The following is a 12,446-nucleotide window of genomic DNA, read 5'->3' as shown; positions in this document are numbered from 1 at the left end:
TCACTCCTTAAGATCCGAACCGAACCAGCTTCAGTTCTTAATAAGCACGTGCAAACACGACAGTATGCTTGGAATCATCGCCGCATACGAGACATGCTTTCTTTTGTACAGTTGGTACAAAAGGAATATTACGGCTAGTGGCTCCTGTTTCTTCTTTAACCTGCTTCTCGCAGGAGGCTGAGCCGCACCATCCGGCTTCTACGAATCCGCGCTGCTCCTCGAGGAAGCTCTTCATTTCATCTAATGTATCAACGTTACGCGAGTTGTCGATTCGGAACTGCTTTGCTCTCTCGAACATTTCACGCTGTGTTTCAGCCAGCATCGTTTCTACTTCAGCAATGAGGTTCGCTTGCTGAACAACACGCTTCTCGCCGGTAATACGGGAAACAAGAACGACTTGTCCATTTTCCATATCACGAGGCCCAAGCTCAAGGCGAAGCGGAACGCCGCGCATTTCGTATTCGTTAAATTTCCAGCCGGGACTAACGTCAGCGCGGTCGTCGACACGCACTCGAACGCCGGCTTTCTTCAGTTCAGCGTAAAGCTCGTCCACGCGTCCAACAACCTGCTCCCGCATTTTTGCCGGACCAATTGGAATCATAATGACTTGTGTCGGTGCTACCTTCGGCGGCAAAGCCAGTCCGCGGTCGTCGCCGTGAACCATGATTAGCGCACCTATAAGTCGCGTGCTTACTCCCCAAGAAGTTGTATGGGCAAACTGCAGCGAATTTTCACGATCGAGAAACTTAATATCGAAAGCGATGGCAAACTTATTTCCGAGATAATGCGATGTACCTGCTTGGACAGCTTTACCGTCCTTCATCATGGCTTCGATTGAATAAGTATCGACTGCACCCGCAAATCGCTCCGACGGCGTCTTCTCGCCTTTAATAACGGGAATGGCGAGAAACTCTTCTACAAACTGCGTATATACATCTAGCATTTGCATCGTTTCTTGACGAGCTTCCTCTTCCGTCTCATGGGCGGTATGGCCTTCCTGCCATAGAAACTCGCTCGTCCGCAAAAACGGCATCGTCCGCTTCTCCCAACGGACAACGTTTGCCCATTGGTTGATCAATAATGGCAGATCGCGATACGATTGGATCCACTTTGCATACATATGTCCAAACATCGTTTCCGACGTCGGACGAATAGCGAGACGCTCTTCCAGCTTCTCGCCGGCCGCTTCCGTAACCCATGGGAGCTCAGGGTTAAACCCTTCAACATGCTCCTTCTCCTTCTGAAAAAAGCTCTCAGGAATAAATAAAGGGAAATATGCATTCCGATGCCCTGTTTCCTTAAAACGACGATCAAGATCGCGTTGAATATTTTCCCATAACTCATAGCCCTCCGGACGAAATACGATACAACCGCGAACCGGTGAATAATCCATGAGCTCGGCTTTTTTGATGACATCAATATACCATCTGGAGAAATCTTCGCTTTGAGGCGTTATTTCAGTTACAAACTGTTTGTCTTTAGACATGAGCGACTTACTACTCCCCTCTTACCAATCGTAAAATATCATTATACGTCACAACAAGCATGAGCAGCATAATAAGCGCAAAACCAACGAAATGCACCATGCTCTCCCTGTTTGGATCAATCGGACGCCGGCGAATCGCTTCAATCCCGAGGAATATGAGACGACTACCGTCTAATGCCGGAATCGGAAGTAAATTAAATATCCCTAGATACAAGCTGAGCAGCGCGGTCCACGAAGTTAGCTTATCCAGTCCCTGCTGAGCAATTTGGCTGGTTACTTCCGCCGTTCGTACCGGCCCGCCTAAATCATCCAGCTTAAATTGACCCAAAATAAGTTTTTTAAATCCGTCAAAAATGCTGATTGTCATATTTTTCATCAGAAGAGATGAATTTTTTATGGTCTCAACAAAGGTAGCCGGACGGGTCTGATACATAGGCGTTACCCCGACCTTGCCGACACCTTCGGCATCAGCGACTGGAGTGAGCACGACCTTCTGCACAACCCCGTTTCGAATAATATCGAGGGTAACCGGTACGCCGACCGATTGGCCGATCAAATCGATCATTTTACCGAAGTCAGCTCCGATTTTCTGGCCATTAATCGCATCGATAACATCGCTGTTTTGCAGCTTTGCTTGTTCCGCAGGCATGCCCGGCGTTACTTCTTTGATAAGAACATGCTCAGGAATTCCTGACATTTGAATATACACGCCAAACAGCACAAACGCAAGAATGAAGTTCATCATCGGACCCGCAAAAATAGCTAGCGCGCGCTGCCCTACCGTCTTGCTTCCGAACTGTCTATCAATCGGTGCAATTTGTGTTTCTTTCCCTTTTGTAATCATTAAAGCTTGAGGATGCACCGAATAGCTTTCTGTCTCACCTTCTATGTCCAATGAAATAGAAAGCTTGTTTTCCAAATCAATCGAGAGAACCTCACCGCGAATAACACCGCTTCGCTCATCGAGACGATCCAAGTAAAGGCGGGTGACCAAATTATCTTTCACACGAACGGCTACCGTTTGACCTGGCTGAACATCGACAATTTCCGGATCCTCTCCCGCCATACGAACGAAGCCGCCTGCAGGTATGAGTCTAAGCGTATATCTGGTCTCCCCGCGCTTCAAGGAAAAAAGTTTTGGCCCGAAGCCGATTGCAAATTCTCGAACTAAAATACCTGCCCGTTTAGCGAAAAAGTAATGACCCCATTCATGGATCGTTACGATAACGAAAAAAACGAGTACGGTCAAAAAAACGACCTGAATCATGTGCATTGAGTTGAAGCCTCCTGTTCGTTACGGCCTGTACATAGATTATCATTATTCTCCCGTCCGATACAAGAGAACCGGTATTTGTCCGTTAAACGGATTCTGCCAACCGGCGCGCCCACGCGTCCACTTCTGCAATCATCTGTAAGTCATTCAAGTCCGACGCTTGATGACGACTTACTACCGTTTCCAATATCCGTTCAATATCAAGAAACGTAATCTCACCCTTTAGAAAGCGTGCAACAGCCACCTCATTAGCCGCATTGAACACGGCAGGCGCCGATTGGCCCTGACGGCCGCATTCAAATGCCAGCCGCAAGCAAGGATATCTGTCGAAATCCATCTCGCGAAAATGCAGCTTGCCGATTTCAGCCAAATTCAGCCGGTTAGTCGGGGTTGCGTTTCGTTCCGGATACGATAATGCGTATTGAATCGGTACGCGCATATCAGGCAGCCCGAGCTGGGCAATTATGCTATTATCGGAAAACTCCACATAAGAATGAATGATGCTCTCCGGATGAATAATGACATCTATTTGATCATATGTAACATCGAACAGCCATCTCGCTTCGATTACTTCCAAGCCCTTGTTCACCATAGTTGCAGAATCAATCGTAATTTTTGCACCCATCGCCCAATTCGGATGATTAAGGGCCTCTGCAACAGTTACTCCTTCAAGCTGCTCTCTACTGCGGTCCCGAAAGGATCCGCCCGACGCAGTTAGCGTAATCTGCTTGATCGATTGTCGGTTTTCACCGTTCAAGCACTGAAAGATCGCGGAATGTTCGCTGTCGATTGGCAAAATCGAGACATTTCGCTGCTTCGCACGTTCCATGACGATATGTCCCGCAGTTACGAGCGTTTCTTTATTCGCGAGACCAATCGTTTTACCTGCATTGATTGCAGCTAAAGTTGCAGGTAAGCCCCGGCTTCCGACAATCGCGGTGACGACGGTATCCGCATCGGTTCCTGCCGCAACCTCGATCAGTCCCTCTTCGCCGTACACGACTCTCGTGCCTGCCGGCAATTGAGGCCGAATGGCGTCCGCGTCCGTTTTTGAAGCAACACTCACAATAGCAGGCTTAAATTGCTTGGCTTGTTCAATGACCAATTCGACATTTGCGCCAGCGGTCAAGCCAACTACCTTATAACGCTCAGGATCATGAGCCACAATATCTAACGTTTGTGTACCGATTGATCCAGTGGAACCTAAAATGCTTATTTTTTTCATGCGAAAATCCTCCTGACTTATACGGGAAGCAGCTCCGTCAGCAGCAATAGCGGAAATACGATAAGCCAACTGTCACATCGGTCAAGAACACCGCCATGTCCCGGTAAGAGCGTTCCTGTATCCTTAATATCCCGCACTCGTTTATAAGCGGATTGAATTAAATCTCCGAACTGACCTGCAACAGCTGCGATTAAGCCGATAAGCAGTGCTTTCGGTAAATCAATAAGTTCGGGAGCAAACCACGCGAACATTGTCGAAACTACTAGAGACAGCGCAACACCGCCAAGTGCTCCTTCAATCGTTTTATTTGGACTTATGGATGGCCAAAGCTTTGTTTTACCGAATGCCCGTCCTGTAAAATAAGCTCCGATATCCGATGCCCAGATGCATCCGAACGATAAAAATGTCCAAAATAATCCGTGCAGCTCCACCTGACGAACTTCAATCATGGCGGCAAATCCGTAACCTACATATAAAGCGCCAAGCAACATGAGCGCAGCGCCGTCTATTGTGGTTTGGTTTTTCGTAATTACGGTTAAAGCAAGCAGCAAGAAAGCAAGCATCCACACGATCGTTAACACCGAAGGAATGACAATTCCCCAGTCTGACCAAGGAAGCACGAACAAAAGCACGCCCGCATAACCGAGTAATGAAGAAGGATGCGACCATGCTACGCCGTTCATACGAGCATATTCAGTAAATCCGATAATTGCGAGCAATACAAGTAAACCGGTATATATCCACCCTCCGACTACTGTTAAGGTTATAAACAGCGCGCCTGCAGCAACACCGGTAATAATTCGTTGTCTCAATGAAAAGTCACACTCCGATACTTGAAGCTACAATCCACCGTATCGACGTGCACGCCGCTGATATTCCAAAATCGCTTCATGAAAATGCGCTTCTGTAAACTCCGGCCAATACACATCCGTAAACCACAATTCACTATAGGCTAACTGCCACATCATAAAATTACTAAGGCGCAGCTCTCCGCTTGTTCGTATGAGCAAATCAGGATCGGGCAGGCCGCTTGTAAGCAAGCGATCGGCCATTACCTTATCGTCAATATCTTCTATAGCCAAACGACCTTGTTGAACATCAGCCGCAATATCCTTTACCGCTTCCAGCATTTCCTTCCGGCTGCCGTAATTTAACGCAAAATTTAATACAAGACCTGTATTATTTGCCGTTTTAACAATTGCCTCTTCCACTGCGCTAATCGTAAATGGAGGCAGATCCTCTTTATGTCCCATCATCCTGACCTGCACATTGTTGGCAATCAGTTCATCTAGTTCTATTTCCAAAAATTGCTGAGGTAATTTCATGAGGAAATCCACTTCAGCTTTCGGTCGCTTCCAATTTTCTGTTGAAAACGCATATAACGTCAAATATTTGACGCCAAGTCGATCTGCTGCTATCGTAATGCGTTTGACCGCTTTCATACCGGAATGGTGACCTGCCATTCGCGGCAATCCACGATCCTTAGCCCAGCGGCCGTTCCCATCCATAATAATAGCAACATGCTCAGGCACATTCTCAAAGGCCCCAGGATCAGCCGGCTGAAGGGACGATTTGCTTAATTTGGCCCAAAGTCGCTCGATCATCTTCGTTCCTCCCAACCGAAATCAAAACCAAACCCCACCTGTCGGAGGGGCCCAGAGTATCATTATACTTCCATAATTTCTTTCTCTTTTGCTGCTAGTACTTTGTCGACTTCCGCAATGAATTTATCGGTAGCTTTCTGAATATCTTCTTGATGACCGCGCGATTCGTCTTCGGAAATCGTTGTTTTCTCCATCTTCTTCACAGCGTCGTTCGCATCGCGGCGAATGTTACGGATAGCTACTTTTGCATCTTCACCGAACTTTTTAGAAGTTTTCACCAATTCGGCTCGACGCTCTTCTGTTAGCGGCGGGATCGAAATACGAATGGAGACTCCATCATTTGACGGATTTAAGCCAAGATCCGATTTCATAATAGCTTTTTCAATAGCAGACATAGACGATTTGTCCCACGGCTGAATGAACAACGTGCGCGAGTCAGGCGTATTAATGTTTGCAAGTTGATTAAGCGGCGTCATAGCCCCATAGTATTCAACTTGAATACGATCAAGCAATGCAGGATTTGCTTTACCTGCGCGCAACGACGATAAATCGCGCTTCATCGCCGAAATTGCTTTTTCCATCCGTTCTTCTGCGTTTTTCTTGACTTCTTGTGGCACTATTTCGCACTTCCTTTCACAATCGTTCCGATTTTCTCACCCAGGACGACGCGTTTAATATTCCCTTTCTCAGTAATCGCAAATACGATAAGCGGAATATTGTTGTCCATACAAAGCGAGGAAGCTGTTGAATCCATAACTCCTAAATTCCGGTTCAGCATATCAAGGTATGTAAGCTCCTCAAATTTTTCAGCCGAACTATCTTTAAATGGATCAGCCGAGTAGACGCCATCCACTTTGTTTTTCGCCATCAAAATAACTTCCGCTTCAATTTCCGCTGCGCGCAAAGCCGCTGTCGTATCTGTCGAGAAAAACGGATTACCTGTTCCTGCCGCGAAAATAACTACGCGACCTTTCTCCAAATGACGAATCGCACGACGTCTTATGTAAGGCTCAGCAATTTGCTGCATAGCGATCGACGTTTGTACGCGGGTTGGCACATCGATTTGTTCCAGTGCGTCTTGAAGAGCTAGTGAATTCATAACTGTGGCCAACATGCCCATGTAGTCAGCAGTCGCACGGTCGATTCCCTTAGCTGTACCAGCAATCCCGCGCCAAATATTTCCTCCGCCGACAACGATAGCCACTTCAACGCCAAGCGCAATAACTTCCTTCACCTGTTCAGCAATAGAAGCAATCACATTTGCTTCAATGCCATAGCCTTCCTGTCCGGATAATGATTCACCGCTAACTTTCAAAACGATACGTTTATACACAGGCTGTTCCAACATTATTACCTCCATCATGCACCTCAAGTGATGAGGTCATTCAATTATGTTCTATTTATACAAGCAGGCGGGGCGGACGCCCCGCCCCGCCTGTGCGTTCGGATTAAAGTTTCGCTTGAGCCATAACCTCTTCAACGAAATTGTCTACTTTTTTCTCAAGTCCTTCGCCCAGCTCGTAACGAACGAAACGACGGATCGAGATATTCTCACCGATTGTGTTAATTTTTTCATTTAGCAAAGCCGAGATTGTTTTGTCTGGGTCTTTGATGAAGGATTGCTCCAACAAGCAATATTCTTCATAGTATTTAGAGATACGGCCTTCAACCATTTTCTCTACGATTTTTTCAGGCTTACCTTCGTTTAGTGCTTGAGCTTTCAAAATTTCGCGTTCTTTTTCAAGCTCATCGCCAGGAACCTCTTCGCGACGAACAAATTTCGGGTTAGCAGCCGCGATTTGCATCGCAACGTCTCTTGCAAATTCACGGAACTGATCTGTTTTTGCAACAAAGTCTGTTTCGCAGTTAACTTCTACGATAACGCCGATACGGCCGCCTGCATGGATATACGACTCAACTACGCCTTCAGTTGCAATACGTCCAGCTTTGTTTGCTGCAGCAGCCAAACCTTTTTCACGAAGCACTGCAATCGCCTTTTCGATATCGTTGTTTGTTTCATCCAAAGCTTTTTTGCAATCGAGCATTCCTGCTCCTGTTCTTTCACGTAGTTCCTTTACCGCGCTAGCACTAACCGCCATCATAAACCCTCCTAAAATTTTTGAAGCAATATTGGCTTCACATTCTTATGCATTATTGGTTTGTTTACATCATTTTAACAAATCATTTTCGTTCAAAAAAAGGGCAGTGAGAGGTTTTTCACCATCTGACCACCCTTTGTTGACTTACCGGAAATTCTAAATTAAGCCGTTGTTTGCTCGCCTTGGTTAGCTTCAACGATTGCATCAGCCATTTTCGCAGTCAGCAGCTTAACGGCACGAATTGCATCGTCGTTACCTGGGATAACATAGTCGATTTCGTCCGGATCACAGTTCGTGTCGACGATACCAACGATTGGAATACCAAGTTTACGAGCTTCCGCAACAGCGATACGCTCTTTGCGCGGATCGATAATGAACAACGCGCTTGGCAAACCTTTCATTCCTTTAATACCGCCAAGGAATTTTTCCAAACGGTCTTTTTCTTTGCGAAGAATAATAACTTCTTTCTTAGGAAGAACTTCGAAAGTGCCGTCCTCTTCCCACTTCTCAAGCTGTTTCAAACGGTCAATACGTTTTTGAATCGTTTGGAAGTTAGTCAAAGTTCCGCCGAGCCAACGTTGGTTGATGTAGAAGTTGCCGCAACGTTCTGCTTCTTCTTTCACGGAATCCTGAGCTTGTTTTTTCGTACCTACGAACAACATAGTGCCGCCGTCAGCAGCGATCGATTTAACAAAGTTGTACGCTTCGTCAACTTTCTTAACCGTTTTTTGCAAGTCGATAATGTAAATCCCGTTTCTTTCTGTGAAGATATAACGATCCATCTTCGGGTTCCAACGACGAGTCTGATGACCGAAGTGTACCCCAGCTTCTAGTAGCTGTTTCATGGAAATAACCGCCATTTCTTCAACACCTCCTGTAATGGTTTTTTTAGTGCTCCTCCGCCAGTCGCATCTTTCGCCAAAACTTCCGCCGTGCGGAAGCACCGTTGGCAAAATTGACCTGCGTGCGTTTTTAACACCGTGAATTAATATACCATAAATACATGCCTGGTGCAACAAACGATTATAAATAAACATGAGATTGTTTGACATGCTGCTAGAGGTAAAAGCTTGCCCCTATTCCTTCGTAATCGGCTCACTGGTAACGATCGTAATAGCTTCTTCAACCGTCATGCCTTCTTGAAACAAAAAATAACCGGCACGGACCAGTTTCTTTGATTCTTGCATCTGATTTATAAAGGCCGTTTTATTTTGTATAATGTTATGCTTTTCAAGCAGTTCCGCCGTATCGGTTATTCCGGAACCCGTTCCAATCCGGATGACATGATGTACGGGCTTAGTTATATCCTTTTCTTTTTCTATAGAAGCAGTCTTTTCTTCATCCTTAATCGCGTTCTTATCGCTCGTCACTGCATCCGGTTTCGTTTGCCCGTCGATTTGGGCTGAATCTCGTTCTGCCATCAGCAGTGCATCCACCTCAGCGCTAGTGTAGAGCTTCTCATTCGTTTCATTACCCATTTGTTCAAGGCTCTGCCGGCTCTGCTCACCAAGAAGCATAAGCTGGAACAGCAAAGCGCCTACGATAATGCCTGCACCGAGGCCGGTCAAAAAAGCACGGTTTTTAAGCATGCGCGGCCTCTTCCTGCTTGGCAAGCTGGATAATGAGCTGCACTTCGCCTTTACTCATGCCAAGCTTTTTGGATATGGCTTCTATTGATTTTCCTTGCTCATACAGCTGGAATAGCTCCGAGTAACGAACTTGAATCTTGTTTAATTGCTTTGCTTCATTTAATATGACTTCCGGCTGGACGACAGCTTCAATAGAAGGCATTACGCTTTCCATCTCAACTGCCTGAAAACTTTGAACCGGTCTGGCATCTTGAGAAACTGGGCGAGAAAGGGCCAGCTCGAGTTGTTCAGCAAGCATAGCGCATTTACGCTCCAAAGTGATTATTCGCTGCTCTTTGCGATCCGCATCAGTTTTCGTTTCCTGCTGCGCCTTCGCGACTAGCTGAACGAGCTCCTGATTATCCTTTTCCATGTTCTCCATAAACTGCTCCAGCGCGGTCTCCATATTTTGCACCGTTTGAGTCGGAAGCGCTGCATGTTGATTCTTTCGAGGCATTATAAAGGCGCCAACAATGACAACCGCTCCAAGTAATACAATATATTGCAAGTATGGCTGCATCGTTCATAACCTGCCTTTGCTAATTGATTCCTCAGAATTTACAATTTTATATCCAAATGATGCCCTTTAAAAGGGTGAGCCGTCGGCGGCTCCTTGCTATTTTCAATCGTTTCGTCCTCTTGACGTTTACGATTGGTATTTCGATATGCATGCCCCTGATGTCCATCCTGTTCGCTTCGAACGTGAAGTCCCGTCGTTTGCTCGATGTTTGTATTTTTGCTTCTTAACTGTTCCGTATGTTTAGCCGTTTGTTCTGCCAACGTATTTTGATCGGCTACCGGCTTATGATTAGCTTGACTCTGCATACCGCTGAATTCTTGCGTTCGTGGTATAGACATTTGCAAATCAATGGATTTGAATGTCATCAGCTCACACCTTTACGCGGCAAGTTTTCTGCACTTACGAAGTAAAAGGGACAAGTACGATATCCCCCTCCGAGTAGCGGAAAGAGACACGCTGTGCAGCATCCTTCACAAATTTTGTGTAGCGGCCGATTACAATTTTAGTTCCGCCAAATACTATATTACTAACGTCGACCTTCGAACGGTCCGTATCCTCAAGCGTTCTTTCGATTTCAAGAATTCGTTCCCTTGTTTGTTCATTCTCTACTAACGTTTGACGTTTTGTTGCGGAGAATTTAATACGCAAGGCAAGCTTATCCGGCGACAATTGACCTGCTGCAGCCAGTTGATCCAAAATGGTAAGCGCCTTATCTGTTTTGTCCAGGCTTTCCATAAATTGCTTAAGTTTTGCTCTTAATTCAAGCAATTCATCTCTTAACTCCGGCTTCACCCCAACCTCTATTGAGGTAGCCGTTGACATGGAGTTACCAATCGTTCGCGCACTAACGAGATCGCCCGCTTGAACTACCCCGCCGACAATCAAACCCTTTGCTCCAGAGCAGATAACGTTTTTACCGGCTTTCACATTCGAATGCATAATACTTTGTGAGACAAGCACCTCTTCGCCGGCAATAACATTGCCATCCTGAATGAAGGAGCTGCGAACATTGCGTCCAGCCTTCACGTAGCCTTTGTTGCCTGCCAAAATGCCGCCGGTAACTTCAATGGATCCTTCTGACTCAAGCTCTGCACCCTCGACTCCGCCAATAACTCTAATGTCTCCCGAAGCTTTAATTCGAAAGCCGCTCAGCACATTGCCACGTATAACGACCGTTCCTACAAAGTCGATATTGCCGATGTGATAATCAACATCGCCATTTACTTCGTAAACGGGAAAGACGTTTATTTTATCTTTGTCCGTCATCGTAATAAGACCGTCAATAGCTGAATACATAGCTGTTTGCTCATCGTTCACAACGACATTTTTTCCTACTTTAAACCTGACATGCTTGCCTAATTTTGGAGGAAGCTCTTCACCTGTCACTGTTATGCCTGCTAGTCCTGGCTGAGGATCGAAGCGCTCGGCAATTAATTGACCGCGCTTAACGTTTTTGAGCTGGACGACTTCCTTGAAATCGACCTTACCGTCCTCAAGTTCGGCTGGACGATGATCCGTATTCTCCATATCGTAAACGAGTCTAATCAATCCATCCTTACCATGTGCGGAAGGTTTACCTTGAGCAATTAACGTCTGCTCTTTACAATAGGCGAGCGGATTTTTTCCGATTTGATCAAGCACCTCAGTCCGGAGTCCATGGACAACCCCTTTGCTGCGTACATAACGTTCGAGCTCTTGGCTGTCGCACACAAATTCATCCGTAATTCGGTTAAATGTCAGGAAGGCAGACAGCTGATCGGCTGATATCTGAATACGCAGGAATGATTCCAATTGTTGATTGTCCACCTTACTCCCTCCTCTCTAATGCTGCATGAGTTGATCTTTATGCTTAGCCAAAGCTCCTCGCAGCCGCAGTATGGCTTTCGAATGAAGCTGGGAAATTCTCGAAGGTGATAATGACATAACTTCAGCGATTTCACTTAAAGACAGTTCCTCATAATAAAAGAGTGAAACTACCGTTCGTTCCTTTTCCGTCAACCGCTCAATCCCTTTTACTAATGATTCCTTCAAATAAAACTCGTGTACCTTATGATCCGGATTTTTGGCTTTATCATCGACCAGCAAGGACATTCTTGTTTCGGATTCCTCTTCGCGAATCGGATCCTCAAGCGAACAGACAGTCGTAACTGCGATATCTTGCAGCATGTTTATGAATTCTTTTTCCGACACTTGCAGGTATGAGCTTATTTCAGCATCGGTAACGGAACGCATGTATTGCTGCTCCAAATGCTGATAGGCCTCTTCTACTCTCTTCGCTTTTTCCCGAACGGAACGCGGAACCCAGTCTCCTTGACGCAGTCCGTCAATTATGGCACCGCGTATACGCCAAGAAGCGTATGTTTCAAATTGTAACCCGCGGCAATAATCGAACTTCTCAATCGCATCAATTAAACCCATAACACCGTTGCTGGCAAGATCGTCCTTCATCACATTTTTCGGAAGTCCGATCGCCATACGGTTCGTTACGTAATCAACCAGCGGCAAATATTGCTCGATCAACTGCTTTTTTGCTTCCAAATCACCATGTTCTTTCCACGCTTGCCACATCTGGATGTTTGTCAAATGAGGCGTTTTCTGCTCGATCATCGAC

General features: G+C 46.0%; 14 protein-coding genes. All 14 read right to left on the bottom strand.

The features are described from left to right. Positions 1-37 precede the first annotated feature (37 nt). Entirely contained in the window at positions 38-1,486 is a 1,449-nt protein-coding gene (gene proS, locus DFP97_RS05645) for a proline--tRNA ligase (protein ID WP_114379011.1), read from the bottom strand. A 10-nt stretch (positions 1,487-1,496) separates the two neighbouring features. Next, on the bottom strand, positions 1,497-2,759 hold the full coding sequence (gene rseP / locus DFP97_RS05640; protein WP_114379010.1) for an RIP metalloprotease RseP: 1,263 nt from the start codon (positions 2,757-2,759) through the stop codon (positions 1,497-1,499). Positions 2,760-2,844: 85 nt separating this feature from the next. Next, positions 2,845-3,984, bottom strand: coding sequence for a 1-deoxy-D-xylulose-5-phosphate reductoisomerase (locus DFP97_RS05635; protein WP_114379009.1), 1,140 nt, complete (start codon positions 3,982-3,984; stop codon positions 2,845-2,847). A gap of 17 nt (positions 3,985-4,001) precedes the next feature. Further along, a complete protein-coding gene (locus tag DFP97_RS05630) occupies positions 4,002-4,796 on the bottom strand; it encodes a phosphatidate cytidylyltransferase (protein ID WP_114379008.1) in 795 nt (264 codons plus the stop codon). 27 nt (positions 4,797-4,823) lie between these two features. After that, complete coding sequence (locus DFP97_RS05625; protein WP_114379007.1) at positions 4,824-5,588, bottom strand: undecaprenyl pyrophosphate synthase; 765 nt, start codon at positions 5,586-5,588, stop codon at positions 4,824-4,826. 62 nt (positions 5,589-5,650) lie between these two features. Beyond that, positions 5,651-6,205, bottom strand: coding sequence for a ribosome recycling factor (gene frr, locus DFP97_RS05620; RefSeq protein WP_114379006.1), 555 nt, complete (start codon positions 6,203-6,205; stop codon positions 5,651-5,653). Continuing rightward, positions 6,205-6,933: a UMP kinase gene (pyrH, locus tag DFP97_RS05615; RefSeq protein WP_114379248.1), complete on the bottom strand. Its 729-nt coding sequence runs from the start codon at positions 6,931-6,933 to the stop codon at positions 6,205-6,207. Before pyrH ends, frr begins: the two co-directional genes overlap by 1 nt. A 103-nt stretch (positions 6,934-7,036) precedes the next feature. Next, entirely contained in the window at positions 7,037-7,687 is a 651-nt protein-coding gene (gene tsf, locus DFP97_RS05610) for a translation elongation factor Ts (RefSeq protein ID WP_114379005.1), read from the bottom strand. Positions 7,688-7,848: 161 nt separating this feature from the next. Continuing rightward, the gene (gene rpsB / locus DFP97_RS05605) at positions 7,849-8,547 is read right to left on the bottom strand and encodes a 30S ribosomal protein S2 (protein ID WP_114379004.1); all 699 of its coding nucleotides are present in this window, start codon (positions 8,545-8,547) and stop codon (positions 7,849-7,851) included. A 216-nt stretch (positions 8,548-8,763) separates the two neighbouring features. Continuing rightward, positions 8,764-9,276, bottom strand: coding sequence for a hypothetical protein (locus DFP97_RS05600; protein WP_114379003.1), 513 nt, complete (start codon positions 9,274-9,276; stop codon positions 8,764-8,766). Then, on the bottom strand, positions 9,269-9,835 hold the full coding sequence (locus tag DFP97_RS05595) for a hypothetical protein (RefSeq protein WP_114379002.1): 567 nt from the start codon (positions 9,833-9,835) through the stop codon (positions 9,269-9,271). Before DFP97_RS05595 ends, DFP97_RS05600 begins: the two co-directional genes overlap by 8 nt. Positions 9,836-9,873: 38 nt before the next feature. Further along, on the bottom strand, positions 9,874-10,200 hold the full coding sequence (locus DFP97_RS05590) for a hypothetical protein (protein WP_114379001.1): 327 nt from the start codon (positions 10,198-10,200) through the stop codon (positions 9,874-9,876). A 34-nt stretch (positions 10,201-10,234) separates the two neighbouring features. Continuing rightward, complete coding sequence (locus tag DFP97_RS05585) at positions 10,235-11,641, bottom strand: flagellar assembly protein A (RefSeq protein ID WP_114379000.1); 1,407 nt, start codon at positions 11,639-11,641, stop codon at positions 10,235-10,237. A gap of 15 nt (positions 11,642-11,656) precedes the next feature. Beyond that, positions 11,657-12,442 carry a FliA/WhiG family RNA polymerase sigma factor gene (locus tag DFP97_RS05580; RefSeq protein WP_114378999.1) on the bottom strand — a complete coding sequence of 262 codons (786 nt, stop codon included), beginning with the start codon at positions 12,440-12,442 and terminating at the stop codon, positions 11,657-11,659. Positions 12,443-12,446: the final 4 nt, after the last annotated feature.

It is taken from the genome of Paenibacillus prosopidis (assembly GCF_003337375.1).
In the GTDB taxonomy this organism is placed as follows: domain Bacteria; phylum Bacillota; class Bacilli; order Paenibacillales; family Paenibacillaceae; genus Pristimantibacillus; species Pristimantibacillus prosopidis.
Note: the sequence above shows the minus strand (reverse complement) of the source record. Positions and strands in the feature narration are given on the sequence as shown.